At 62.7% G+C, this 25,609-nt stretch carries 19 protein-coding genes; 4 read left to right on the top strand and 15 right to left on the bottom strand.

The window, feature by feature from the left end:
- Position 1: 1 nt before the first annotated feature.
- On the bottom strand, positions 2 to 625 hold the full coding sequence (locus M2497_RS06615) for a Pr6Pr family membrane protein (RefSeq protein WP_248486458.1): 624 nt from the start codon (positions 623 to 625) through the stop codon (positions 2 to 4).
- Positions 626 to 629: 4 nt separating this feature from the next.
- A complete protein-coding gene (locus tag M2497_RS06610) occupies positions 630 to 863 on the bottom strand; it encodes a VF530 family protein (protein WP_048720273.1) in 234 nt (77 codons plus the stop codon).
- 136 nt (positions 864 to 999) lie between these two features.
- Here M2497_RS06610 and M2497_RS06605 point away from each other — a divergent pair, with 136 nt between their 5' ends.
- Together M2497_RS06605 and M2497_RS06600 are read left to right on the top strand one after the other, a co-directional pair.
- Entirely contained in the window at positions 1,000 to 3,018 is a 2,019-nt protein-coding gene (locus M2497_RS06605) for a TonB-dependent receptor (protein WP_248486456.1), read from the top strand.
- Positions 3,019 to 3,567: 549 nt separating this feature from the next.
- The gene (locus M2497_RS06600) at positions 3,568 to 5,985 is read left to right on the top strand and encodes a glucose/quinate/shikimate family membrane-bound PQQ-dependent dehydrogenase (RefSeq protein ID WP_248486454.1); all 2,418 of its coding nucleotides are present in this window, start codon (positions 3,568 to 3,570) and stop codon (positions 5,983 to 5,985) included.
- Between the two features lie 138 nt (positions 5,986 to 6,123).
- Here M2497_RS06600 and M2497_RS06595 read toward each other — a convergent pair whose 3' ends face one another.
- The 13 genes from M2497_RS06595 to M2497_RS06535 form a co-directional block, all read right to left on the bottom strand.
- The gene (locus M2497_RS06595) at positions 6,124 to 6,543 is read right to left on the bottom strand and encodes a group 1 truncated hemoglobin (RefSeq protein ID WP_248486452.1); all 420 of its coding nucleotides are present in this window, start codon (positions 6,541 to 6,543) and stop codon (positions 6,124 to 6,126) included.
- Positions 6,543 to 7,406 (bottom strand): DUF3034 family protein, encoded by an 864-nt coding sequence (locus M2497_RS06590; protein WP_248486450.1) that lies wholly within the window; start codon positions 7,404 to 7,406, stop codon positions 6,543 to 6,545. The genes M2497_RS06595 and M2497_RS06590 overlap by 1 nt, the downstream gene beginning before the upstream one ends.
- Positions 7,407 to 7,411: 5 nt before the next feature.
- Positions 7,412 to 9,760 carry an EAL domain-containing protein gene (locus M2497_RS06585; protein ID WP_248486448.1) on the bottom strand — a complete coding sequence of 783 codons (2,349 nt, stop codon included), beginning with the start codon at positions 9,758 to 9,760 and terminating at the stop codon, positions 7,412 to 7,414.
- Positions 9,744 to 10,373 carry a methylamine utilization protein gene (locus M2497_RS06580; RefSeq protein ID WP_248488175.1) on the bottom strand — a complete coding sequence of 210 codons (630 nt, stop codon included), beginning with the start codon at positions 10,371 to 10,373 and terminating at the stop codon, positions 9,744 to 9,746. The genes M2497_RS06585 and M2497_RS06580 overlap by 17 nt, the downstream gene beginning before the upstream one ends.
- 260 nt (positions 10,374 to 10,633) lie before the next feature.
- Positions 10,634 to 12,970, bottom strand: coding sequence for a GGDEF domain-containing phosphodiesterase (locus tag M2497_RS06575; protein WP_248486446.1), 2,337 nt, complete (start codon positions 12,968 to 12,970; stop codon positions 10,634 to 10,636).
- 977 nt (positions 12,971 to 13,947) lie between these two features.
- Positions 13,948 to 15,123: an extracellular solute-binding protein gene (locus tag M2497_RS06570; protein WP_248486443.1), complete on the bottom strand. Its 1,176-nt coding sequence runs from the start codon at positions 15,121 to 15,123 to the stop codon at positions 13,948 to 13,950.
- On the bottom strand, positions 15,120 to 16,094 hold the full coding sequence (locus tag M2497_RS06565; protein ID WP_248486441.1) for a GTP-binding protein: 975 nt from the start codon (positions 16,092 to 16,094) through the stop codon (positions 15,120 to 15,122). Before M2497_RS06565 ends, M2497_RS06570 begins: the two co-directional genes overlap by 4 nt.
- Positions 16,091 to 16,390, bottom strand: a complete 300-nt coding sequence (locus M2497_RS06560) for a hypothetical protein (protein ID WP_248486439.1) — start codon at positions 16,388 to 16,390, stop codon at positions 16,091 to 16,093. The genes M2497_RS06565 and M2497_RS06560 overlap by 4 nt, the downstream gene beginning before the upstream one ends.
- 13 nt (positions 16,391 to 16,403) lie before the next feature.
- Positions 16,404 to 17,153: an SDR family NAD(P)-dependent oxidoreductase gene (locus M2497_RS06555; protein WP_248486437.1), complete on the bottom strand. Its 750-nt coding sequence runs from the start codon at positions 17,151 to 17,153 to the stop codon at positions 16,404 to 16,406.
- 136 nt (positions 17,154 to 17,289) lie between these two features.
- The gene (locus M2497_RS06550; RefSeq protein ID WP_248486435.1) at positions 17,290 to 18,051 is read right to left on the bottom strand and encodes an SDR family NAD(P)-dependent oxidoreductase; all 762 of its coding nucleotides are present in this window, start codon (positions 18,049 to 18,051) and stop codon (positions 17,290 to 17,292) included.
- A 10-nt stretch (positions 18,052 to 18,061) separates the two neighbouring features.
- The gene (locus tag M2497_RS06545) at positions 18,062 to 19,402 is read right to left on the bottom strand and encodes an MFS transporter (RefSeq protein ID WP_071494004.1); all 1,341 of its coding nucleotides are present in this window, start codon (positions 19,400 to 19,402) and stop codon (positions 18,062 to 18,064) included.
- 30 nt (positions 19,403 to 19,432) lie between these two features.
- Entirely contained in the window at positions 19,433 to 20,311 is an 879-nt protein-coding gene (locus tag M2497_RS06540) for a polysaccharide deacetylase (RefSeq protein ID WP_010212857.1), read from the bottom strand.
- Between the two features lie 11 nt (positions 20,312 to 20,322).
- Entirely contained in the window at positions 20,323 to 21,645 is a 1,323-nt protein-coding gene (locus M2497_RS06535; protein ID WP_248486433.1) for an amidase, read from the bottom strand.
- A 335-nt stretch (positions 21,646 to 21,980) separates the two neighbouring features.
- Here M2497_RS06535 and M2497_RS06530 point away from each other — a divergent pair, with 335 nt between their 5' ends.
- Together M2497_RS06530 and lon are read left to right on the top strand one after the other, a co-directional pair.
- On the top strand, positions 21,981 to 22,970 hold the full coding sequence (locus tag M2497_RS06530) for a GntR family transcriptional regulator (RefSeq protein WP_248486431.1): 990 nt from the start codon (positions 21,981 to 21,983) through the stop codon (positions 22,968 to 22,970).
- A gap of 92 nt (positions 22,971 to 23,062) precedes the next feature.
- A complete protein-coding gene (gene lon / locus M2497_RS06525; RefSeq protein WP_248486429.1) occupies positions 23,063 to 25,483 on the top strand; it encodes an endopeptidase La in 2,421 nt (806 codons plus the stop codon).
- Positions 25,484 to 25,609 lie beyond the last annotated feature (126 nt).

The raw sequence follows: 25,609 nt of genomic DNA, 5'->3' as shown, positions 1-25,609 counted from the left end.
ATCAGGGCTGGGGCTTGATGAGCTTGTCCAGCCCCACCACTGCCAGTGCAATCGCGATAAACCCCGCCAGAATGCCCCCCGCGTTCACGAATACCTGTGGATAACCGAGGGTGCCCACATCAATGAACGGGTACTGATACTGCCCGAGCAAATCCCCCCGCAGCAGCACATAGGCGAAGTACACCAGCGGGTAACTCACCCAGCCGCCGATGTGCTTGAGGTGCAGGTTGCCCTTGGGCACACACCGCCACCAGTAGATAAAAAACAGCACGGGCATCACGTCGTGCAGCAACTCGTCGGCGATGAACTGGAAGCCTTCGGGTTGCCACAAATGCCGCAACAACAGGCTGTACGCCAGGCCCACCACCACGATGCTCACGGTGATCCCACTGCTGATGCCAGGCGCGAGGAAAAACCGCTTGGCGGGTGAATCGCGCTTCACCAGCGCATAGCTCAACACCACCACGGCGAGAGTGTTGGTGAGCACGGTGAAGAAACTGAAAAAGTTGACCAGCCCACCCAGCAGGCTGGCGCCGGACGTCCAGCGCGAATAGAAAATCAGGTATTGCTGAATCGCCAACCCCACCCAACCGGCCAGCGCCGCCGCAGCCACAAACCGCTTCATCGGATCAATCCAGCGGGCGTTTGGTACGCATCAGCTTCACGTACAACCCTTCGACTTTTTCCCGCGCCCACGGGGTTTTGCGCAAGAACGTGAGGCTCGACTTGATGCTCGGGTCGCTCTTGAAGCAGCGCACATCAATGCGTTCGGCCAGGCCTGCCCATTCGTAATGTTCCACCAGGGTGGTGAGGACGTGTTGCAGGGTCACGCCGTGTAGAGGGTCGTTGCTTGTCGCGGTCATGCGGGGCCTTTAAAAAGAGATCACACAGCCGCGCACTTTAGCACGATCAAAAAAGTTCCCGTTTCCAGCGAAAAAGAGATGTTATATTGTAACTATAAATCTCCAATCATTTCGCCGTTTTACCAAGGAATGTCCGATGTCCCGCTCTTCTCTGTGGCGCTTGACCCCGCTTGCCGCCGCCCTGCTGATCTGCTCCGAAGCCCATGCCCTGGAGCTGCAACCCCAAGTCATCACCGGCAACCCGCTGGGCAGCGAGCAACTTGCCTCGCCGACCACCGTGCTGGAAGGCGACGACCTGACCCTGCAACAAAAAGGCAGCCTCGGCGAAACCCTGAACAAGCAGCCAGGCGTGTCGTCCTCCTACTTTGGCCCAGGCGCCAGTCGACCGATCATTCGCGGGCAGGATGGCGACCGTATTCGCATCCTGCGCAATGGCGTGGGCGCGCTGGATGCGTCGTCGCTGTCCTACGACCACGCGGTGCCGCTGGACCCGGTCAACGTGGATCGCATTGAAATCGTGCGCGGCCCGGCAGCGCTGTTGTATGGCGGCAGTGCCATAGGTGGCGTGGTCAACACCTTCGACAACCGCATCCCCACCGAAGCCATCGAAGGTATCCACGGTGCCGGTGAATTGCGCTACGGCGGCGCCGACACCACGCGCAGCAGCGCCGGCAAACTGGAAGCCGGCAACGGCACGTTCGCCTTGCACCTGGATGCCAACGCGCGGGAATTCAACGACCTGAAAATCCCCGGACAGGCGCGCAGCCGTCACGCCCCGGCAACCGACGATGCCCCCGGCAAGAATGGCCGCCTGGGCAACAGCGACGGGCGCCAGGACGGCGGTGCCGTGGGCGGTTCCTACACCTGGGACGACGGTTATGCCGGGTTGTCCTACAGCAACTACGACGCCAACTACGGCTCCCCTGCCGAGCAGGATGTGCGTATCCGCATGAAGCAGGATCACTACGCCTTCGCCTCGGAGATCCGCAACCTGCAGGGCCCATTCACCTCGGTGAAACTCGACGCGGGCTACACCGACTACGAGCACCGCGAAATCGAAGGCGGCCAGACCGGTACGATCTTCAAGAACAAGGGTTATGAAGCCCGCGTGGAAGCGCGCCACCAGCCGATCGGCCCGCTCGATGGCGTGGTGGGCGCGCAAGTGACCCGCAACGAGTTCTCGGCCCTCGGCGAAGAAGCCTTCGTGCCGCAGACCGACACCAACGCCGGCGCGCTGTTTATCCTCGAAGAAATGCAGGCCACCGAGCGCCTCAAACTGAGCCTCGGCGGGCGCTTGGAACACACTAGCGTCGACCCGGATGCCAAGGGCAATGCGCGTTTTGCCAATGCCGACAAGTCCAATGACTTCACCGCCGGCAGCGTGTCTTCGGGTGCGGTCTACACCCTCACACCCGTGTGGTCCGTCGCCGCCACCCTGGGCTACACCGAGCGCGCACCGACCTTCTACGAGCTGTATGCCAACGGCGCCCACGTCGCCACCGGCACCTATGAGCTGGGCGATGCCAACCTGAAGAAAGAAAAGGCCGTGTCCAGCGACCTGGCGCTGCGCTTTGACAATGGCACCCACAAGGGCAGCTTCGGGGTGTTCTACAGCCGCTTCTCCAACTACATCGGCTTGCTGGGCACAGGCCGTACGTTGAACGACGAAGGTGAAGCAGACGCAGCAGGCATCCCGGAATACGAGTACTCGGGTGTGCGTGCACGTTTCGCCGGCGTTGAAGCCCAGGATCACTGGAAGCTTGGTGAAAGCGCCTACGGTAAGTTCGCGCTGGAACTGTCGGGCGACTACACCCGTGCGACCAACCTCGACACCGGCGAAGCCCTCCCGCGTATCGCACCGTTGCGCTTGAGCAGCGGCTTGCTATGGGAACTGGACCGCTGGCAGGCGCGTATCGATGTGGAACACGCGGCAGGCCAGGGTCGCGTGCCGGATAACGAAAGCGGCACCGATGGCTATACAACCCTCGGCGCCAGCATGGGTTATCACTTCAATATGGGTGGCAGCCAGTGGCTGGCGTTCGTGAACGGCGAGAACCTCACCAACCAGACCGTGCGCTATGCCAGCTCGATCCTGCGCGATATTGCGCCGGCACCGGGGCGCAGCGTGCAGTTCGGCGTACGCACCACCTTCTAAAAACCCCGCAAAGCCACTCTGTTGGTCTGCTGTGGCGAGCGGGCTTGTTGTGGCGAGCGGGCTTGCCCCGCGTTGGGCTGCGCAGCAGCCCCAAAACCAGTCACTGAGTCTTTCTCAAAGAATGCGGTGAATTGACAGGGGGCTGCTTCGCAGCCCTACGCGGGGCAAGCCCGCTCGCCACAACAAGCCCGCTCGCCACAGGGCAGGGTTTCATGAAGCCAACGTTGCAGCGACTATCTGTCACTGTTACCAAATCTGAAATGATGCATCTTGCGATTTACGCTTTCTCTCGACGCCCTCTCCCTTTATCCTTCCCGCAACAAACTGAAACGTTTCACGCCCTCGGTCGACCTCATCTTGCTGATTATTCCCACCTGCAAAGACAGCGCTGTCTTACCCCGACCTGCGCCTGGGAATAAATCGCCCGCCTGTGGATAACCCCACTTATCCCCAGAAAAACCGAATTAACGCTGAACCAAGCCCGCGCCGAATCGTCATCTACAGTGAAGCACGGGGTTACATAATTCCAACGTCACGGAGAAACACACTATGAGCACTGATGGTGCTTCGAGCCCAAGCCGCCTGCTGCCCAGGTTGCTAGGCGTCTTGCTGCTGATCATGGGCCTGGCCTTGCTGGCCGGGGGTATCAAGCTGACGATGCTCGGCGGGTCGTTGTACTACCTGCTGGCCGGTATCGGCATCACCCTCACCGGCGTCCTGCTGCTGGCCACCCGCCGCGCTGCGCTGGGCCTTTACGCGCTGGTGCTGTTCGCCAGTACCCTGTGGGCCCTGTGGGAAGTCGGCCTGGACTGGTGGCAGTTGGTGCCGCGCCTGGCGCTGCTGTTCGCCCTGGGTATCGTCATGCTGCTCCCGTGGTTTCGCCGTCCGTTGCTGCGTGGCCAGCCTGCCCCGCTGGGCACTGGCGCGCTGAGCGTGGCTGTGGTGCTGGCGGGTGCTACCGCCCTGGCCAGCCAGTTCACCAACCCGGGTGAGATGGTCAAGACCGGCCAACTGGACCGCGATGCGGTGCCAGGCATGGCCAGCGCTGCGCCGTCCCAGGCCGATGGCGACTGGAACTCCTACGGCCGTTCGGCCTACGGTGACCGCTACTCGCCGCTGGCGCAGATCACCCCGGAAAACGCCCACAAGCTGGTGCCGGCGTGGACCTACCGCACCGGTGACATCCCTGGCCCGAATGATCCAGGCGAGACCACCGCGGAAAACACACCGCTGAAAGTCAACGGTATGCTCTACGTGTGCACCCCGCACAGCCAGGTGATTGCCCTCGACCCGGACACCGGCAAGGAAATCTGGCGCTTCGATCCGAAGATCAGCAGCCAGGGTGCCGAGAACTTCAAGGGCTGGGCACACATGACCTGCCGTGGCGTGTCGTATCACGATGACGCCGTGTACGCTTCCGAGCAAAGCCCGACCGGCAGCGCCAGCCCGGCCGCCGCACCGAACGCCTGCCCGAAACGCATCTTCGTGCCAACCGCCGACACCCGTCTGATCGCCCTCAACGCCGACACCGGCAAGATGTGCGAAGACTTCGGTGACAAAGGCCAGGTCGACCTGCGTGCCAACATCGGCAGCTTCGCCCCAGGCGGTTACTACTCCACCTCGCCACCGGCCGTGACCAAGAACCTGGTGGTGATCGGCGGTCACGTGACTGACAACGTCTCCACCGACGAGCCAAGCGGTGTGATCCGCGCGTTCGACGTGCACACCGGCAAGCTGGTGTGGAACTGGGACAGCGGCAACCCGGACGACACCACCCCGTTGGCCGAGGGCAAGACCTACACCCGCAACTCGCCGAACATGTGGTCCATGTTCGCCGTGGATGAAAAACTCGGCATGCTCTACTTGCCGATGGGCAACCAGATGCCCGACCAATACGGCGGCGACCGTACCGAAGACTCGGAAAAATACAGCGCGGGCCTCACCGCCCTGGACATCGACAGCGGCCACGTGAAATGGACCTTCCAGTTCACTCACCATGACCTGTGGGACATGGACGTAGGCGGCCAGCCGTCGCTGATCGACATCAAGACCGAAGCCGGCGTGAAGCAAGCGGTGATGGCGTCGACCAAACAAGGCAGCATCTACGTGCTGGACCGCGCCACCGGCCAACCGGTCGTGCCGATCCACGAAGTGGCCGTGCCGCAAGGCGCCGTCGCCGGCGACCACACCTCGCCAACCCAACCGAAGTCGGACCTGAACTTCATGCCGCCGCCGCTCAAAGAGCGTGACATGTGGGGCGTGACGCCGTTCGACCAACTGCTGTGCCGCATCGATTTCAAATCCATGCGCTACGACGGTGCGTTCACCCCGCCATCGCTGCAAGGTTCGATCGTTTACCCGGGCAACTTCGGCGTGTTCGACTGGGGTGGCATTTCCGTCGACCCGGTGCGCCAGATCGCCTTCGTGAACCCGAGCTACATGGCGTTCAAGTCCAAGCTGATCCCAGCGGCCGACATCGCCAAGCAAGGCCCGCGCGTCAGCGAAACCGAAGGCGTGCAGCCGAACAAAGGCGCGCCGTACGGCGTGATCCTCGAAGCCATGCTGTCGCCAATGGGCCTGCCGTGCCAGGCACCGGCATGGGGTTATGTGGCCGCGGTCGACCTGACCACCCACAAAACCATCTGGATGCACAAGAACGGCACCGTGCGTGACAGCTCGCCGGTGCCAGTCCCACTGACCATGGGCGTGCCCAGCCTGGGCGGCACCTTCACCACTGCCGGTGGCGTGGCGTTCCTCAGCGGCACCCTCGACCAGTACCTGCGCGCCTACGACGTGAAAAACGGCAAGCAACTGTGGGAAGGTCGCCTGCCAGCCGGCGCGCAGACCACCCCGATGACCTACACCGGCAAGGACGGCAAGCAGTACGTGCTGGTCATGGCCGGCGGTCACGGTTCCCTGGGCACCAAGCAGGGTGACTATGTGATGGCGTTCAAACTGCCGGAATAAGCGACACCGGCATGAGGACTGTAAGTGTGGGAGGGGGCTTGCCCCCGATTGCTGAGTGTCAGTCAATGCATTTGTGACTGAACCACCGCTATCGGGGGCAAGCCCCCTCCCACATTTTTATCTGGGTAGTTTTGGGGATCAGTGTTCGATCACATCCCCGCGCATCACGGCCAACCGTGCAATCAAGCGGTTTTGCACCGGTACCGAGATCCCCTCGCTGTCCATCGCCTTGATCAAATCCTCCACCAACGCATTGAAGTCACTGCGGCTCACATTCTGGCCCTTGTGACTCTCGGCCATGCTGTCGCCTGTATAGGTGCACGGCCCGCCCGCCTCCACACAGAACTGTTCGATCAACTTGTTGCGCAGACGCTGGATATCAATGCGCCGAAAGCGTTCGACGATGCGCTCATCCCGGGCGATGTTGAGCAACATGCCCTCCACGATCCGCGTGATGCCGGGCATGGCGCCGAGGTCGCGATAGAGGCTGTCGTCCTTGGGCGGTTGCTGGGCGCAGGCGCTGAGTAGCAGGGCGAAAACCAGTGGTAAACAGCGCATCAGAAACTCCCCTGCACCGACAAATACGTGCCGTTCTGGTGGTCCAGCGTGGCGATTTCGCCAAGCCGTGCATAAGCCAATACGAACGACACATGCTTGTTGGGGAAGTACCCCACGAACACATCCGCCCAATCACTTTCGCCGGCAAACGACAGGTTGTCGGGCTTCTCACGGTACTCCACGCCCACCGCCCAGCGCGGGTTGAGCAGCAATGCCAGCGAGCCTTCCTTGAGCAGGGTGCGAGTGTCGCGGCGATCGCCGCCAAAGCCAAGCAAGCCGGTTTCATTGGCGCGGCTGTAGCGCAGGCTTCCGTTGACCAGCACGTTGTAGCTAAACGCAGCGCCCATGAACAAGCGGCTGGCGGCCAGGTAGCCTTCAACGTCGCTGTCGCGCTTGGCGCCCACCAGGCTGGGGATAGCAAAGTTCGTCTGGTGCTTGTACTCCAGGCCCAGGGAGACCTGCGGCAGCGTGTCGTAGATCACGTCACCGAACAGGCGCACCTTGAGGCCGAGTACGTCCTGGCCCAGGCTGTCGTCGGGCAGATTGAGCTTATGCACCAGGCTGCCGAGGTCGAAGCGCTGGTGGGCGAAAGACGCCTCGACGCGGTTGTCATAGGCAAGCGCCAGCCCGGCCACGTCCAGCCGATAATCCGGCAGGTTGACCGTGGTCGCGAACGCCGTGGCGCCCCACTCGTGTTGTTCGCCATATCCGGCCAAAACCGCCCAGGGTGTGATCCCTCCGCCCGCCACGCCTTCCAGGCTGCTGGCGCCGCCGGTAGCGATCAGGCGGCCGTTATCGGCCAGTGCCGTTTGCAGGGTCAGTGCGCCAAGGCAACCGATCAGGAAAGAAAAACGCACCGTCATGCCACTCAATGAACCAGGGAAGTTTGCGCACTGAGCGGCAAGGCCACCCAGGCTTCGAAGGCGTCGGCACTCAAGGGCCGGCTGATCAGGTACCCCTGGGCCGTGTCGCACTGCCAGCGCTCCAGCAGGCGCAGGCTATGGGCATATTCGACGCCCTCGGCAACCACTTTGAGGCCCAGGTTGTGGCTCATCTCGATGGTGGAGCGCACGATCACTGCGTCTTCACTGGTTTCATCGAGGTTGCGCACAAAGGACTGGTCGATCTTCAATTCTTGCACCGGCAGGCGCTTGAGGTGCGCCAGTGACGAATAGCCGGTGCCGAAGTCATCCACTGACAGGCCGATACCGCAGTCGCGCAGCAGGTTGAGCACCTTGAGGGCTTTTTCCGGCTCGCGCATCACCGCGCTTTCGGTGATTTCGAACAACAGTTGTTCCGCCGGCAGACCATAACGACGCAGCAATGCCGAGACCCGATGGGCCAGCTCATCGCCAAGCAGATCATCCGCCGAGATATTCAGCGACAATTGCAGCGACAGGCCACGCCGGTTCCATTCGCACAACTGGCGAATGCCCTCCTCGATCACCCATTGGGTCAACAACTGGATACTGCCCGAGCGTTCGGCCAGCGGGATGAATTCCCCCGGCGAGACCATGCCGAACTGCGGGTGCTGCCAGCGCAACAGCGCTTCGGCCTGGCGCACATGGCCCTGGCGTATATCCAGCTTGGGCTGATAGTGCAGTAACAGTTGACCCTGGTTGGCCGCGTGGCGCAGGTCGCGGATCAGGGTGATCTGGCGGCGGTGCGCCAGGTCGCGGCCCTGCTCGTAGATCTGCAGGCGGCCGGGCATTTGCGCGGCGTCCTTCATGGCGATGGCCGCGCGCTCCAGCAAGGTGTGCGCGCTTTCGCCATCAGCCGGGTACGCCGCGATACCCAGACGGCAGTCCAGCGCCAGGTCATGGCCGTTGATGCGCTGGGGGCGCAGCAGCAGCTGTTGCAGTTTGTCGGCCATGCCCACCGCCTCGTCGCTGCCCGCACCTTCGAGCAGCAGCAGGAATTCATCGGCGATCAAGTGCGCCAGGGTATCGCCAGGACGCAACGCCGCCTGCAGGCGTTGGCTCACGGTCATCAGCAATTGGTCCACCGCTTCGGGGCCGGCGGTTTCGCTGGCGGCGCGCAGGTTGTCGATGCCCAGGTAGATCAAGGCCATCGGGCGTTGCAGGGCAATCGAACTGCCCAGGCGCTCCATGGCCAGCGTACGGTTCGGCAGGCCAGTAAGACGATCATGCAAGGCATTGTGCGCCAACTGTTGTTCGCGCTCAGCAATGCCGCTTTGCATCGCATTGACCGCCAGGGCCAGGCGCCCCAGTTCATCACTGCGCGCCAGCAGCACCGGGGTCTGATAGTTGCCGCTACCGATGCGCTCGGCCGCCTGCGCCAGGGCCTGCACTGGCCGCGACACCGTGCGCGCCAGCAGCAACGCACCGATCAACGAAGCGATCAGCGCGACCAGGGCAATCCCCAGGATCTTTTCATCCAGCGGCACAAAGGCCTGCATCGCTGCATCCAGCGGGCTTTGCAACAGGGCCAGGACTTTGCCGTTTTCATCACTGGCCAACACCAGGGATTGGCTGAGGAAGCTGTGTTCAAGATGATCGGTGGTGGACACGCCACGGCGCGTCGAGTCGCCCTGCATCAGCGCGCTGATGCTCTGGCGCAGTGCCTGCGGCTGAGTGCTGACCAGCTCGCCGGGGCGGTCATGGTCAATTGCCAGGAACGAGACTTCCAGGTTGCTCAACGAGCGCAACTCATCGGCAAACGCCGCGTCCATGCTGAACCCCATCACCACCCGCGCTATCGGCAGCGGCGCCAGCACCGAGGCTTCGACCAACAGATGCGGCTCGCCCTGCAACGGCACCATCAGCATCGCCTGGCGATTGCGCTTGGCCTCACGCAAGGCCTGGTCGTAGCGAAAGGTCGAGCCCTCGGGGACTTCCGCCAGGGTGCTGGCCAGGACTTTGCCGTCCATGCCCAGCAGGATCATGTCGCTGGCGTTGATGCGCTTGCCGTGGTTGAGCAGCACCGAGCGCAGGGTTGCCGAATCGCCACTAGCGACGGCATCGCGAAAACCGAAGTCAGCCGCCAACAACTGCACGCCATCGGCCAGGCGCCGACCGCGTGTGTCGAGCAAGCGCTCGAATACCCGCGTGCCCACATCCAGCTGAGCCAGAGCCTGGCCGTGGACCGCCGAACGGGTCGCAGCCTTGACGCTGAAATACAGCGCGCCGATCACCACCAGTGACAGCACGATCAGCACGCAGGCGACCCGCGCCTGAAAACTACTGCGCAGTTTCACGGGCGGCTCGATTGAAGGCATCGCCAAAGGCGCTGGGCGGCGGCGGCAAATCCGCCGGTGCGGGTTCCAGACTCAACGTCACACGATGGCTGAGACCAGCAGCAGGAATGTGCAAGGTGCCGCCATCGAGCGGCTGCATATCGGCCAGTTGCGGGTGCCACAAGGTGAGGTGGTAGTCACCGGCCGGCAGCTGTTCCAGGCGCACCCGACCCTGGGCATCGCTGACGCCGAAGCGCGGGTCGTCGGTGACGTAGATATAGCCGAGCATCCAGTCATGGATATTGCAGCCGAGCACCACCACGCCGGGCTTGTCGAACAGCAGCGGGTCAGTGGGCGTACCTTCGTAAAGTCGCAGTTCGAAGCGCTTGGCGGCGGAGAACGAATACACCTGATGACGAATATTGTCGCTGTTGGGGAAGCGCACCTGCGTACCGGTATGCACCGCCAGCACATGGGGCGCGAAGCGCTGACCGCGCTGGTCCATGTCGGCCTTGAGCACGCCTTGCGGCGCCTCGGCTGGGCCTTGCAAGGTTACTACCGCATCGGCAACAGGTTGACCATCGGCCTGCTGGGCCAGCATCTCAAGCGTCGCCGCCGACGCAGGACCGACCATCGCCAGCAACAGCGCAGTACGAAGTAACGAATGAAGTATCCAAGCCATGGTCGATCCGCAAGAAGTGGGCTAAAAGAGCGGCCAGCCTTGGCACGGAAGCGTTGAAGTGCACGTATGATGACGCAGATAAGGCCAATTGCCATCACTTAATCCACAGCAGTGCATGACCGTCGGTCGGCAAAAAAACTATGCATTCGGTCAGACTCTGTAGAGGTTATCGACGCGGTCTTGAAAATCTGTAGTCGACGAGAAAGGCTTTTCTAGATCGGCACCCGCTCGCGCCGCATCCACATCTCGAACGCCATCGCGTTCAGCGGACGGCTGATCAGGTAGCCCTGGGCAGTGTCGCAATTCCACTGCTTGAGCAGCTTGAGGCTGGGGGCGAATTCCACGCCCTCGGCCACCACTTTGAGCCCGAGGTTGTGGCTCATCTCGATGGTGGAGCGCACGATAACGCCGTCGCCGCTGGTGCCGTTGAGGTTGCGTACGAAGGACTGGTCGATCTTCAACTCCTGCACCGGCAAGCGCTGCAATTGCGCGAGGGACGAGTAGCCGGTGCCGAAGTCATCCACCGACAGGCTGATGCCGCAGCCGCGCAGTTGCTCCAGCACGCTGAGGGCCTGTTGCGGGTTGTGCATGATCGCGCTTTCGGTGATCTCGAAGATCAGTTGCTCGGCGTCCACCTGGTACTGCATCAACAGCGCGGTGACGCGAATCGCCAGGTCATCATCGGCCAGGTCGTCCACCGAGATATTCACCGACAGCTGGATCAGCAGGCCGCGTTGCGCCCACTCGGCGATCTGGCGAACCGCTTCTTCGATCACCCACAGCGTCAGGCTGCTCATGCTGCCGGTGCGTTCGGCCAGGGGGATGAATTCGGCGGGAGACACCTGGCCCAGGGTGGGGTGCTGCCAGCGCAACAAGGCTTCGGCCTGGCGCACATGGCCATGCCTGAGGTCGAGTTTGGGCTGGTAGCACAGGAACAACTCGCCTTCGATGGCGGCACGCCGCAGGTCGCGGATCAGGGTGATCTGGCGTTGATGGGCCAGGTCGCGGTCCTGCTGGTAGATCTGCAAATGCCCCGGCAGGCTCGCGGCGTCATGCCGGGCGATGGCGGCGCGGCTGATCAACTCTTCCACTTGCTGGCCGTCGGCGGGGTAAGCGGCGATACCAATGCTTACTTCGTGGCGCAGTTCGTCATTGCCGATGCGCTGCGGCTCGGTGAGCAATGCATAGAGGCGGTCGGCACGAGCCACGGCGCGGTCGACCTCGGTGTTTTCCAGCAACAGCAGGAATTCACTGCCGGCGATGCGTGCTGCGGTATCACTGGCCAACAGGCTCATGGACAGGCAGCGGCTGGCTTCGCGCAGCATTTCCTCGACGCCTTCGGGGCCGAAACCTTCGTTGATCAGCCGGTAATTTTCGATCCCCACGTACAGCAACACCACCGGCCGGCCTGCACTGATCGCACTGCCCAGGCGTTCCATCGCCAGGGCGCGATTGGGCAGGCCGGTGAGCGGATCATGCAACGCGTTGTGCGCCAGTTGCCGCTCACGCACGGCGATGCCGCTTTGCATGGCGTTGAACGCACGGGCCAACAGGCCGAACTCATCATGGCTGCGCACCCGCACCGGCGTGCGGTAGTCACCGGCGCCGATGCGTTCGGCCGCCTGCACCAGCGCATTGAGCGGACGCGACACCCGCCGCGCCAAAAACAACGCGCCGGCCAATGACACCACCAGCACCGCCAGGGCAATCCCGAGGAACTGCCGGTCCAGCGGCGCGAAGGATTCCAGGGCGTGGTCCAGCGGGCTTTGCAACAGCACCCGCACTTCATCGCCGTCGCCCGTATTGGCGAGTGGCAACACCTGGCTGAGCACGCGCTGGCCGTAGAACAAATGGATCTGCGGTTCGGGGTCGACGTGCCCTTCGCGCAACAGGCTGAGGGTGCCGGCCTGGTAGGCGTCCGGCTGCGTGCTGAACAACGGGCCGGGCTGGCCGTCCTGCACGCTGAGGAACGACACCTCCAGGTTGCTCATGGAGCGCAGTTCATTGGCGAACAGCTTGTCCATGGGGAACCCCATGACGATGCGTGCGATCGGCAGCTCGTCGATCACTTCATCCTGCACCAACAGATAAGGCCGTCCATCCAAGGCCACGATCAGCATCTGCAGGCCCGTGCGCCGCGCGTGACGCAGGGCATTGTCGTAGGGGAAAAACTGGCCACGGGTGAGGATCGGCAACGTGCTGACCATGACCTTGCCATCCAGGCCCAGCACAAACACCTCGCTGGAGCGGATACCGGTGCCGTGACGGCGCAGCGCGGCCAGAATCGGCACGGTCTTGCCGTCGGCCACGGCTTGCTTGAACGGCAGGTCGACGGTCAGCCAGTCCAGGCCGTATTGCAGGCGACGCCCGCGCAGATCGAGCAGGCGTTCGAACACCTGGCTGCCGGTTTTCAGCTGGACTTGCGCCTGGTTTTCCATGGCGCGGGCGGTGGCGGTCTTCACAGAGAAATAGGTGGCGGCTACCACCACCAGCAGCAACAACGCGAGCACCCCGGCGATGCGGGTCTGGAACGTGTGGCGCCACCTCATTGCAGTACCCTCTGGCAGCGTTCGCCTCTCTCTGCCATTACGTCCCTTTGTCATGTGCATTCCCTGCGACTGCTGACCTGGCGTCAAAAAAATATCCATTTGGATTGAATATTCGGTTTCAGGAGATTAGCTGGGAGTGGGCTTAAGTGCACCCAATAAAACCCGAGGGTTTTGTGGCGGTTTTTTGGCGACAATGGGTTGGCTAGTGGGTTAGGTTGAGTTGAGTTGAGTTGAGTACATATCCGTTATTTGGGTAACGGCGGATATTGGTTCCGCCCTTACGGCGGCTCACTTTTGATAGAGCGCAAAAGTAAGCAAAACGCTCTTGCCCCAACACTCGGCACCTCGCTTAGGCTCGGTGTGCCCGTAATTCGACAGTGATTTGGGGGGCCGCCGCCACGCGCCATCCATGGCGCGGGGCGGCTAAACCGGCATCCCTGCCGGTTTACCCCCCAAATCCCTGCCGAATTCCGGCCAGCGTGTTTGACGGGGCGCCTAAGATCAAAATCAAAAGCAGATCAAAAGCCAGAGCCAGAGCCAGAGCCAGAGCCAGAGCCAGAGCCAGAGCCAGAGCCAGAGCCAGAGCCAGAGCCAGAGCCAGAGCCAGAGCAAACCACCCTTCAACTGATACATGAAGATCAAACTGTGGGAGGGGGCTTGCCCCCGATGGCAGTGGGTCAGTCACTGATGAGTTGGCTGACACACCGCCATCGGGGGCAAGCCCCCTCCCACACTTTGACCGAGTACCGGCCATTCAATCCGGTCGGCTCTAAGGCCGCCGCGCTCTTGATCTTGATCTGGGGCGCCCCGTCAAACACGCTAGCCGGAGTGAGGGCACACCGAGCCTAGGCGAGGTGCCGAGTGTTGGGGCGAAGCGTTTTTGGTTACTTTTTGCGCTCTTCAAAAAGTGACCCGCTGTAAGAGCGGAACCATAGGTGGCCGTTACCTAAATAACGGATATGTACTCAATCAACCAATCACCCCCCCCGAGCCCGCATAAAATCCCCCCACCGCCGCACCAGATAATTATGCTCATCCATCACCGAGTTCCACACCGCAATATGCCCCATGCGCTGCTCATAAGACCCCCCATCCCGCACTTCCCCCACATCGATCAGCGGCAACCCATCACTGCCCAGCAACTCCTCCCGCGCCGGCAGCCCCGCATACCAGTAATCCCACTCCGCACTGCTCAAATGATCACGACTGCGCGCCGGGTTACCGATGTAGTACCCCTGCCGCGCCATCACCGCCCCAGGCCAGCCGGACAACCACCAGTTCAAATACGCATACGCCGCGTCCAGCACCGCCCCCTTGGCATGCCGCGACAACGACAACCCACCAAACCACGCGCGATAACCTTCGCGCGGCACCGCCAGGCGGTACTTAACCCCCGCGCGATGCAGGCGCATCAAGGTCGGCGACCACAGGCTCTGGATATCGATACTCGGGCTGAGCATCAACTGCGCAGCCTCTTCATCATCGGACCAGAACGCCGCGAAGTGCCCTTCTTTCTGTTTGCGCACGAGGATGTCCGCGAGCACGTCGATCTCCTCGATGCTCATATTGCCGATGTCCCTGAAGCTGGCCAGCCCCGCGCCCTGTACCGCCAGTGCGGCGTCCAGGGCGCCGATGGCGGCGTCGCTTTGCAGCGCGGTGCGCGCACGCCAAGCCGGGTCCAGCAGCCAACCCCAGCTCTCGTTGCCGTGGCAAAAACCCTCAGGCAAGCGCTCGGGGCGGTAGGCGAAACTGTCGGCGTTGTGGGTCAGCGGCAGCATGCTGATGCGCTCGGTGACCGTGCTGCCGAGGCTGCCGTCGTGCTGTACGAACAGCCGCTCACTGGGCACGCTGCCGCTGCCCAGGCGGTCGTCGGCCGATAGGCGCCCGCGCTTGGGCAGGTCGTTGATCTCATGCCACAAGGCGATACGCCGAGTGTCGATGGGTTGGATCGCCTGGGCCGGCCACACAAAGTCGACGTTGTGGAACCACTGGTCGTACAGGTCGTAGCTGTCGGGCTGCATCACCGCGATACGCTGGGCCTGTTCGACGTCGTGCACCTGGTACACCAGGCGAATGCCCAGCTCCTGTTCGGCGCGTACGCGCAGGCATTCGAGCAGGGTAACGGAGGTGCCAAGGACGCGCAGTGTGATCATACGGCGAACCGCCGCGAGAACACGTCGAAGGAGCGCCGCAGCAGCGCAGGGTCGAGGCCACGCAGAATAAACACCAGGCGCGATTGGCGGTCGGTGCCTGGCCACGCCGGCAAATGCACCGGCGCGTGCAGGCAATGCTGCACGCCATGGATGACGATGGGAGCGTTACTGGCGTTCACGTTGAGCAGCCCTTTGACCCGGAGGATTCGTTCGCCGTGGCATCTTAACAGCATCGACAACCACACTCCGAAACCCACCCAGTCCAGCGGCAGGTCGAAGGTCAGGCTGCACACTTGTGCGGCGCCGTGGGTGGCGGTGGTGGTGCGATGCAACTGCCAACGGCTGACTTCAACCGCAGGCTCGGCGCTGCGCAAACCTTCGCCGAGCAACAACTGGTCGCCGCTGTGAATGTCCTGCGTATTGAAGATCGGCGTGCCGGCATTGAGTGCCTGCAAGTGGTTGCGCAACACAGTGCAGTCACCGGCCAGATCAGTCTTGCTCAACAGCAGGCGATCCGCCGCCGCCACCTGCGCCAGCCATTCCGGGTGCAGGCGTTCTTGCAGGGCGGCATGGCTGGCGTCGACCAGGGTGATCACCAGGCCGATATGGAAACGCCCGCGCAGTTGCACATCGTTGTTCAAAGTCGCGAGGATCGGCGCCGGGTCGGCCAGGCCGGTGGTCTCCAGGATCACCCGCTTGAACGCCGGGATTTCACCGCGCTCACGGCGTTGCAACAGACCGAGCAACGCGTCTTTCAACTCGCCACGGATCGAGCAGCACACACAGCCGCTGGGCAGCAGCACAGTGTCCGGCGCCACCTCCTCCACCAGCAGGTGGTCGATGCCGACGTCACCGAACTCGTTGATCAGCAACGCGGTGTCGCCCAGGCTTTCGCCTTGCAGCAAGCGCTTGAGCAAGGTGGTCTTGCCGCTGCCAAGAAAACCAGTGATGACGTTGAGGGCGATGCTCATACGCAGGCCTCCAAATGATCGAGCAAGCGTGGGTCGAGCGGGTCCAACGGGCGGCCGAGCATGGTCTCGGCGGCCCGCCAGAGTTGATCCAGGCCGCTGGCCAGTTCCTGTTTCCCGGTAGCGCCCAACAGCAGATAGGACGCGCCCTGGAAGTCCTCGACCTTGAGCCGGAACACCGCCAGCACCTGGTTGATCGCCGCAATCCGGCGCAGGCGTTCGCGGCGCCGGGGCAGTTCGTCACCCAGGGGATCGCTCCAGTGCAGGTCTTCGCCGAGCAGCCCGCAGAGTCCGCACATGGCTACACCTCACTCATGGCATGACATCGCCGGAGTTCGGGCCCAGGGTCTGGCCAACGAACAGGTTGCCGCCCGGCTCGCTGGCCAGCAGCACCGCGACCGGCGCCACTTCATCCGCCAGGCCGAAACGACCCAGGGGCAGTTCCCTGGCCTTGGCGCGTTTCCAGTCGTCGCTGATGCCGCCGACCAGGGGCGTCTCGATCGGGCCGGGGGCGATGGCGTTGACCAGCACATTGTCCTTGGCCACTTCCAGCGCCAGGGATTTGGTAAAACCGATCACCCCCGCCTTGGCCGCTGCGTAATGGGTCAACTCGGCGCCACCCTTGATGCCCAGTTGCGAAGCCACATTGATGATCCGCCCCCAGCGCTGCGCGAGCATGTGCGGCAACGCGCGCTGGCTGGCGACGAACACGCTGGTGAGGTCGATGCGCAGCATGTCGTTCCACATTTCAAGGGTCAGGTCCACACAACGGGCCTGGGTGAGCATGCCGGCGTTGTTGACCAGGATGTCGATGCCGCCAAAGTGTTCGACGCAGCGGTCGACACTGGCCTGGGCACCTTCGACAGTGCCCACGTCGGCCAGGCATTCGAACACCTCGGCGCCGAGGTTGCGGCAGGTGATCGCGGTTTCGGCGAGGCTGGCCGCGTTGCGGTCAGCCAGCACCAGGCGTGCGCCTTCAGCGGCGTAGGCACGGGCGATGGCCGCACCGATACCGCTGCCGGCGCCGGTGATCACGGCCCGACGGTTAAGAAGTTGAGGCATACACACATCTCCTACAGAAAACACAGTTCCAATGTGGGAGGGGGCTTGCCCCCGATTGCAGAGAGTCAGCTACAGATAAGCTGGCTGACAAACTGTCATCGGGGGCAAGCCCCCTCCCACATTTGGATCGGGTACATCAGTCAGGCCAGCGCACGGTTAAACCACCGTCGATGACGATGCTTTGCCCGGTCAGATAACTCGACGCCTCACTGGTCAAGAACTGCACCAGCGACGCCACTTCATCCGCCCGCCCTACCCGCCCCAGCGGGATCGCCCGCGCCGCTTTCGCCAAGCCTTGCGGCCCCAGCGAATTTTTCGCGTCCAGCGACTGCGGCGTCTCGATCAGCCCCGGAATCACCGCATTGCAACGAATCCCCCGGGCCGCCAACTCCACCGCCAGCGACCGGCACAACCCCGGCACACCAGCCTTGGCCGCCGCGTAATGGCTGTGTTCCTGCCAGCCATACACGCCACCGGCAATCGACGAAATCGCCACCAGCGCGCCGCCTTCGGTCATATGCCGGGTGGCCGCACGGAAGGTGCGCATCACCCCCGTGAGGTCGACATTGAGCATCTCGTCCCACAACGCGTCGGTCATCTCCAGCAACGGTGCGCGGCGCAGCAGGCCGGCGTTGGCCACGGCGTAGTCCAGCCGGCCGAAATGCGCCACCGCCTGTTCGGCCAGGGCGTCCACCGAGGCGGTATTGCCCACGTCCAACGGCAGCATCAGGCATTCGCCGCTGGCTTCTTCCACCAGGCCGACGGTGGCCTGCGGGTCATGGGGATCGGCCGAGTAATACCCGCCAACCACCGCCACACCCACGCGGGCATAGGCCACCGCGAGGGCTTGGCCGATGCCGCTGGCGGCACCGGTAATCAAGGCAACTTTACGGCTCATCGATCACTCCTTACTGAACGGTTTCCGGACGCACATGCCGAGCGGCAAACATCAAGGCGCCGGACAGGAAGCACGGCAGCGCGCCGAACCACAGCGCGGCGGTCTGCCAGTCGCTGCCGGCGGACAACACTTGGGTCGCGCCAAAGCCTGCGACCACCGCACCAATCGGCCCCATGGCGTGGATGATCGCGCCACCGGTCGCACGGATGCTGGTGGGGAAACTCTCGCTGATAAAGAACAGCGCCGCCGAGTACGGCCCGATCAGGAAAAACAGGCCCAGGCTGTACAGCCCGACCACCATCGGCATATTGCTCGGGCCAAACAGCATCCCGGCAAACGCCAGACCGCCGAGCATCCAGCCCAGGCCGATCACATTGCGACGGCCGATCTTGTCGCCCATCCAGCCGTGGCTGAGGTAACCGCAGTAGCCCACCAGGTTCGACAGCACAAGGATGATCAGCGAGTTCTCGAACGAGATGTGGTGCACGCTGACGATCACCGAAGTGCCCAGCACGCTGAACACCTGGATCGCCGCCCAGTTGAGCAACAGCGCGGCACCGATCACCAACGTGGCGCGGCGCGCCGGGCCACGGAAGGCGGCCTTGAGGCCGGCCTTGCTGTGTTCGTCGTAGTCCACGCCGTAGGTCACGGCGACGTTCTGCGCTTCTTTCACCGCACCGCTTTTACGCAGCTCGCTGATGCGCTGGTGGATCTGGAACTGCGGGCTCTCCTTGAGCTTGCGCGCCATGATCGCGATGACGATGGCCGGGATCGCCGCGAAGATAAAGCAGCCCTGCCAGCCGATGATCGGCAACAACAGCGCGGTCAACCCGGCCGCGATCAACGCACCGACCGGCCAGCCGCCTTGCACCAGGCTGTAGATAAAGCCACGGCGTTTGGTCAGGCGCGGGTCTTCCGAGGCGCCGTACAGCTCGCTCAGGTAGGTGGCGTTGACGGTCTCCTCGGCATAGCCCAGGCCGCCCAACGAACGAATCAGAATCAGCGGCGACTTGCCCCACGCGCCGCCAATCGCAGTCAGCGCCGAACACAGCGCGGAGCCGGCCACGGTGAAGATAATGCCTTTGCGTCGGCCCAACTTGTCGACCACCGGGCCAATGGCAAACGCCACCACCGCCGTGCCCACCGCGACCCAGGTCGCGATTTCCGCTTGCTCCACTTCACCCCAGCCAAAGTGCCGGCCAATCTCCGGCAGCAAGGTGCCGAACAGGATGAAGTCATACACCGCAAACACCCAGGCGAAAAACGCGATCCAGGTGGCGAAGCGCACTTCCTGGGACGTCAGTTGCCGGGGTTTCCAGCCAGTCAGGTCAAGCTTGTTGTAGATGGACATGGGTCGCGCCTCAGGGGTGGTTGCAAAGGTTCAGGTACGCGGTTGGCGGCGGATGAAGTCGTCGGCGATTTCGTCGAAGGTGACGAAGCGCACACCGGCATGGCTTTGGATGTGTTCAATCAGGCGTTCCAGCATCAGCAGCACTTGCGGGCGGCCGGAGACATCGGGGTGAATGGTCATGGTGAACACCGCGTGTTCGTGTTCGCGGTAGACCCAGTCGAACTGGTCACGCCACATTTCTTCAAGGTGGCGCGGGTTGACGAAGCCGTGGCTGTTGGGGGCTTTCTTGATGAACATCATCGGCGGCAGGTCGTCGAGGTACCAGTTGGCCGGGATCTCCACCAGGTCGGTTTCTTCGCCGCGCACCAGGGGTTTCATCCAGGTGTCGGGGTGCTGGCTGTAGTCGATCTTGGTCCAGCTGTCACCCTTGCGCACGTAGTAGGGGTGGAAGTCGTTGTGCATCAGGCTGTGGTCGTACTTGATGCCTTTTTTCAGCAGCAGTTCGTTGGTGACCTTGCTGAATTCCCACCACGGCGCGACATAGCCGGTGGGGCGCTTGCCGGTGACCTGGGTGATCAGTTCGATGGATTTATCCAGGACGATTTCTTCCTGCTCGGCCGTCATCGCGATGGGGTTTTCGTGGCTGTAGCCGTGCACCCCGATTTCGTGACCGGCGTCGGCCACGGCCTTCATCTGCTCGGGGAAAGTTTCCATCGAGTGGCCGGGAATGAACCAGGTGGTACGCAGGCCATAGCGCTCGAACAATTTCAGCAGGCGCGGCGCGCCGACTTCACCGGCGAACAGGCCGCGGGAGATATCGTCCGGCGAGTCTTCGCCGCCGTATGAACCGAGCCAGCCGGCGACGGCGTCAACGTCGACGCCAAATGCACAGAGGATGTCTTTAGCCATGGTGTGTCTCCTTAAACGTTAAGTACGGTTTCGACGGACAACGCCGCGCGCAGCAGGCGCGCGTCTTCTCCGGTCGGGGCGCTGAGCAGCAGCCCGGTGGGCAGGCCCTGGGCATCGCGGCCGCTGGGCAGGGTCACGCCGGGCATGTCGAGCAAGCTGCCGGGCATGGTCAGGCGCAGGGTGGCGAGATTGGTTTTGACAAACAGGTCGTCGTCGGCCTCCAGCGCTGCCAGAGCGGGTGCGACATGGGCGACGGTCGGGGTGATCAGGAGTGCACCGTCGAGGTCGTCGATCAGTTGCTGTTGCAGGCGGCGGCGTGCGTCGGTCAGGTGGATAAGCTGACTGGCGGGCAGTGCGCGCGCGGTTTCGAGGCGGCGACGTACGCGAGGGTCGAGTTGCTCGGCGTCGGGGCTGTCGAGCAGCGCTTCATGCAGGGCAAAGGCTTCGAAGGAACCGAGCCAGCCGTGGTGCTTGATCAGGTCCAGGGTGGCCTGGAACGTCGCGCATTCACGCTCTTCAACAAGTGCGCCCCGGGCCTTGAGTTGCTCCACTGCGCGCAGCAGATTGTTGCGCACGGCGGGTTCAGCGTCCTGTTGCGCCAGCACAAAGCGCTGGCCCTTGAGGCTGCGGGCAGTGTGGGTCTGGGTACGGCCATGCAGCAGGTCGTCGATGGCCAGCGCATCGCGCACGCTGCGGGTCAGCGGGCCGAGGCTGTCGAGGCTGTGGGCCAGGGGGAACACCCCGTCGCGACTGTAGCGTCGGCTGCTGCTGCGGTAGCCCACCAGGCCATTGAACGCTGACGGGATGCGGATGGAACCGGCGGTGTCAGTGCCCATGGCGATGGGCACGATCCCGGCCGCGACCGCCACCGCCGAGCCGGACGACGAGCCGCCAGGAATGCGCGGTTGGTCGCCGCCATGGGGATTATGCGGCGTGCCGAAATGCGGGTTCAGGCCCAAGCCGGAATAAGCCAGTTCGCTCAGGTTGGTCTTGCCGATACTGACCATGCCAGCGCGGCACAACAGGCCGACCACAGGCGCATCGAGCAACGCGGCAGGCGCGTTGCGGCGATAGGCAGCGCCTGCGGTGGTGATGCTGCCGGCCACATCGAACAGGTCCTTCCAGGTCAGCGGTACACCATCGAACCCGCTCAATGGCTGGCCGGCGCGCCAACGGGCAGCCGAGGCTTCGGCTTCACGGCGGGCACGCTCGGCGGTCAGGCTGATGAACACGGCCGGGGCCTGGCTGGCCTTATCGAGTGCCTGTTCGAGGGCTTGCACCGGGTCGCTGCGACCGCTGGCGAAATCCTCGGCCATGGAAGTGGCGTCTGACATCGGCTTGATCCTCATAAAACGTACATATTAATAAAATGTACATTTTACAAAGGCAGATTCCGTGCCAGTCTGTATCGTGACGTTTGTGCGCGGTGAGGCATATTTGCCCAGAGCAGCGGGATAGATGCTTTCAGATGGCCGGAAAAATCTTGCCAGGATACGGAAGAGCGCCCTCAACGAAATAATGTATCTTTTCTTAATAAGTACATTTTGGTGCAGAAAAGTAACATCCTCACGTTCCAGGCCCCAAAAAAGTGCCACCGACGTGGCGCAGAGTGACAGGCACGACTTATGAGAGAATCCCCGACCCCAGACTCTTCAGCCCAGAGAATGCAATGAAAGCAGTGTCCGCCTCGGCCTCCCGTTACGCGATGATTCACAAGGTGATGCGTGACGCGATCGTCAACGGCACTGCACGCCACGGCCTGGTCTTGCTGGAAGCACCGCTGGCCGAATTGTTCGGCACCAGTCGCGTGCCCGTGCGCAAGGCCCTGGACCTGTTGCATGAAGAAGGCCTGATCTGTCGCTTCAACGGCCGGGGTTACCTGATCAACCCCGAAGGCCTGGCGATGGAACCGCTGCGCCTGCCCCTGAGCCATGCACACCTGGGGCTCAACGGTGAGGATGAACTGGTGGACACGCGGCCATTGGGCGAACGTATCGTCGAAGAGATCGGTGCGGCGCTGTCCACCTGTATCGCCTTCGGCCATTACCGCCTCGACGAGCAAGCCGCCGCCGACCACTACGGCGTCAGCCGTGCGGTGGTGCGCGAAGCGCTGATGCGCCTGCGCGACCGTGGCCTGGTGGAAAAGGAGCCCTACTCGCAATGGCTGGCGGGGCCTTTGACGGCACGGGAAGTCACCGAAGACTACGAGCTGCGCGCCTGCCTGGAACCCGAAGCGCTGCGCCAGAGCGCGCCCCACCTCGACCGCGAGTTGCTCGAAGCCATGTTGCAGCGCGTGCAGGCCGCTCAGGACAGCCCCCACTGCAGCCTGGAGGCCATCGAACAGATCGAGGAAGACTTGCACCAACGCTGCCTGGCCGGCCTGCAGAACCGCAAGATCGCGGCGTTGATCCGCCAAGGTCAGAGCCCAATGATCATCAGCCGGATTTTCTACCGCTTGCTGGGGATCGGCGCGGATCCAGCCATGCTGGCCGAACATCGGTTGATATTGGAGCTGCTGCTGCATGGTGCGTTTGATGCGGCGGCGCTGAACCTGCGCGAGCATTTGCAGCGGGCCAGGCAACGTATGTTGCAGCGGTTGAAGGTGCTGTCGGTGTTACCGGAGCAGCCGTTGCCGAGTTATCTGCACAAGATCAGCTGAATTCATGCAATTTGTTGCTAACTCCACCCCGCCATTGAAACCACCACTGCCCCGCCCCATCTAAGCACCATACTTCCTTATGCAGGTGCCCCATGAGCGACCAGCAAGATTTCCCCGATTACGACCTCAACGACTACGCCGACCCCGAAAACGCTGAATCCGCCTCGTCCAACACCGGCCTGGCCCTGCCTGGGCAAAACCTGCCGGACAAGGTCTATATCATCCCGATCCACAATCGGCCATTCTTCCCGGCGCAAGTGCTGCCGGTAATCGTCAATGAAGAACCATGGGCCGAAACCCTGGAGCTGGTAAGCAAGTCCGATCACCACTCCCTGGCCCTGTTCTTCATGGACACGCCGCCGGAAGACCCGCGCCACTTCGACACCTCCAGCCTGCCGTTGTACGGCACCCTGGTGAAGGTGCACCACGCCAGCCGCGAGAACGGCAAGCTGCAATTCGTCGCCCAGGGCCTGACCCGCGTGCGCATCAAGACCTGGCTCAAGCATCACCGCCCACCGTATCTGGTGGAAGTCGAATACCCGCACCAGCCCAGCGAGCCGACCGACGAGGTCAAGGCCTATGGCATGGCGCTGATCAATGCGATCAAGGAACTGCTGCCGCTCAACCCGCTGTACAGCGAAGAACTGAAGAACTACCTCAACCGCTTCAGCCCCAACGACCCGTCGCCGCTTACCGACTTCGCCGCCGCGCTGACCTCGGCCACCGGTAACGAGTTGCAGGAAGTGCTGGACTGCGTGCCCATGCTCAAGCGCATGGAAAAAGTGCTGCCGATGCTGCGCAAGGAAGTCGAAGTCGCACGCCTGCAAAAAGAACTCTCCGCCGAGGTGAACCGCAAGATCGGCGAGCACCAGCGTGAGTTCTTCCTCAAGGAACAGCTCAAGGTCATCCAGCAGGAGCTGGGCCTGACCAAGGACGACCGCAGCGCGGACGTCGAACAGTTCGAGCAACGCCTGGAAGGCAAGGTGCTGCCGGCCCAGGCGAAAAAACGCATTGATGAAGAGCTGAACAAGCTGTCGATCCTCGAGACCGGTTCGCCGGAATACGCGGTGACGCGCAACTACATGGACTGGGCCACCTCGGTGCCGTGGGGCGTGTACGGCGAGGACAAACTCGACCTGAAACACGCACGCAAGGTACTGGATAAACACCACGCGGGCCTGGATGACATCAAGAGTCGCATCCTCGAATTCCTCGCGGTGGGCGCCTATAAAGGCGAAGTCGCCGGCTCCATCGTGCTGCTGGTCGGACCGCCGGGCGTGGGCAAGACCAGTGTGGGCAAATCCATCGCCGAGTCCCTGGGCCGGCCGTTCTACCGCTTCAGCGTCGGCGGCATGCGCGACGAGGCCGAGATCAAGGGCCATCGCCGTACCTACATCGGCGCGCTGCCCGGCAAGCTGGTGCAGGCGCTCAAGGACGTGGAGGTGATGAACCCGGTGATCATGCTCGACGAGATCGACAAGATGGGCCAGAGCTTCCAGGGCGACCCGGCGTCGGCGCTGCTGGAAACCCTCGACCCGGAGCAGAACGTCGAATTCCTTGACCACTACCTGGACCTGCGCCTGGACCTGTCCAAAGTGCTGTTCGTGTGCACCGCCAACACCCTGGACTCCATCCCCGGCCCGTTGCTGGACCGTATGGAAGTAATTCGCCTGTCGGGCTATATCACCGAAGAAAAAGTCGCCATCGCCAAGCGTCACCTGTGGCCCAAGCAGCTGGAAAAAGCCGGTGTGGCGAAAACCAGCCTGACCATCAGCGACGGCGCCCTGCGCGCACTCATCGACGGTTATGCTCGCGAAGCCGGGGTGCGCCAGTTGGAGAAACAACTGGGCAAACTGGTGCGCAAGGCGGTGGTCAAGCTGCTGGATGAGCCGGACTCGGTGATCAAGATCGGCAACAAGGACCTGGAAAGCTCCCTGGGCATGCCGGTGTTCCGCAATGAGCAAGTGCTGTCCGGCACCGGCGTGATCACCGGCCTGGCCTGGACCAGCATGGGCGGCGCAACCTTGCCGATCGAGGCCACGCGCATCCATACGCTCAACCGCGGCTTCAAGCTCACCGGGCAATTGGGTGAAGTGATGAAGGAATCCGCCGAAATCGCCTACAGCTACATCAGTTCGAACCTGAAATCTTTTGGCGGCGATCCGAAATTCTTCGATGAAGCCTTCGTGCACTTGCATGTGCCGGAAGGCGCCACGCCCAAAGACGGCCCGAGCGCCGGGGTGACCATGGCCAGTGCGTTGTTGTCGCTGGCGCGTAACCAGCCGCCGAAAAAAGGCGTGGCCATGACCGGCGAACTGACGTTGACCGGGCATGTGCTGCCGATTGGCGGGGTGCGTGAGAAGGTGATCGCGGCCCGGCGCCAGAAGATCCATGAGCTGATCTTGCCGGAGCCGAACCGTGGCAGTTTTGAAGAGTTGCCGGAGTACCTCAAGGAAGGCATGACGGTGCACTTTGCCAAGCGCTTTGCGGATGTGGCGAAGGTGCTCTTCTGACAGCTATCCAGCGCCTGGTATGACGCCATCGCGGGCAAGCCCACTCCCACATTTGAATGTGTTCACAAATCAAAATGTGGGAGGGGGCTTGCCCGCGATGGGGCCAGAACATTCATCACAAAATCC

The sequence above is a fragment of the Pseudomonas sp. CYM-20-01 genome (assembly GCF_023169845.1).
GTDB classification, from domain to species: domain Bacteria; phylum Pseudomonadota; class Gammaproteobacteria; order Pseudomonadales; family Pseudomonadaceae; genus Aquipseudomonas; species Aquipseudomonas azotoformans.
The sequence above is the reverse complement of the archived record's forward strand: the minus strand, read 5'-3'. Positions and strand labels throughout refer to the sequence as shown.

What these genes read in the sequence shown, in the direction of transcription:
- M2497_RS06570 (WP_248486443.1), bottom strand. Translation starts at nt 15,123, where the DNA reads ATGATCACACTGCGCGTCCTTGGCACCTCCGTTACCCTGCTCGAATGC.
- lon (WP_248486429.1), top strand. Translation starts at nt 23,063, where the DNA reads ATGAGCGACCAGCAAGATTTCCCCGATTACGACCTCAACGACTACGCC.
- M2497_RS06575 (WP_248486446.1), bottom strand. Translation starts at nt 12,970, where the DNA reads ATGAGGTGGCGCCACACGTTCCAGACCCGCATCGCCGGGGTGCTCGCG.
- M2497_RS06605 (WP_248486456.1), top strand. Translation starts at nt 1,000, where the DNA reads ATGTCCCGCTCTTCTCTGTGGCGCTTGACCCCGCTTGCCGCCGCCCTG.
- M2497_RS06600 (WP_248486454.1), top strand. Translation starts at nt 3,568, where the DNA reads ATGAGCACTGATGGTGCTTCGAGCCCAAGCCGCCTGCTGCCCAGGTTG.
- M2497_RS06610 (WP_048720273.1), bottom strand. Translation starts at nt 863, where the DNA reads ATGACCGCGACAAGCAACGACCCTCTACACGGCGTGACCCTGCAACAC.
- M2497_RS06550 (WP_248486435.1), bottom strand. Translation starts at nt 18,051, where the DNA reads ATGAGCCGTAAAGTTGCCTTGATTACCGGTGCCGCCAGCGGCATCGGC.
- M2497_RS06540 (WP_010212857.1), bottom strand. Translation starts at nt 20,311, where the DNA reads ATGGCTAAAGACATCCTCTGTGCATTTGGCGTCGACGTTGACGCCGTC.
- M2497_RS06615 (WP_248486458.1), bottom strand. Translation starts at nt 625, where the DNA reads ATGAAGCGGTTTGTGGCTGCGGCGGCGCTGGCCGGTTGGGTGGGGTTG.
- M2497_RS06535 (WP_248486433.1), bottom strand. Translation starts at nt 21,645, where the DNA reads ATGTCAGACGCCACTTCCATGGCCGAGGATTTCGCCAGCGGTCGCAGC.
- M2497_RS06590 (WP_248486450.1), bottom strand. Translation starts at nt 7,406, where the DNA reads ATGACGGTGCGTTTTTCTTTCCTGATCGGTTGCCTTGGCGCACTGACC.
- M2497_RS06595 (WP_248486452.1), bottom strand. Translation starts at nt 6,543, where the DNA reads ATGCGCTGTTTACCACTGGTTTTCGCCCTGCTACTCAGCGCCTGCGCC.
- M2497_RS06545 (WP_071494004.1), bottom strand. Translation starts at nt 19,402, where the DNA reads ATGTCCATCTACAACAAGCTTGACCTGACTGGCTGGAAACCCCGGCAA.
- M2497_RS06565 (WP_248486441.1), bottom strand. Translation starts at nt 16,094, where the DNA reads ATGAGCATCGCCCTCAACGTCATCACTGGTTTTCTTGGCAGCGGCAAG.
- M2497_RS06560 (WP_248486439.1), bottom strand. Translation starts at nt 16,390, where the DNA reads ATGTGCGGACTCTGCGGGCTGCTCGGCGAAGACCTGCACTGGAGCGAT.
- M2497_RS06580 (WP_248488175.1), bottom strand. Translation starts at nt 10,373, where the DNA reads ATGGTCGGTCCTGCGTCGGCGGCGACGCTTGAGATGCTGGCCCAGCAG.
- M2497_RS06530 (WP_248486431.1), top strand. Translation starts at nt 21,981, where the DNA reads ATGAAAGCAGTGTCCGCCTCGGCCTCCCGTTACGCGATGATTCACAAG.
- M2497_RS06555 (WP_248486437.1), bottom strand. Translation starts at nt 17,153, where the DNA reads ATGCCTCAACTTCTTAACCGTCGGGCCGTGATCACCGGCGCCGGCAGC.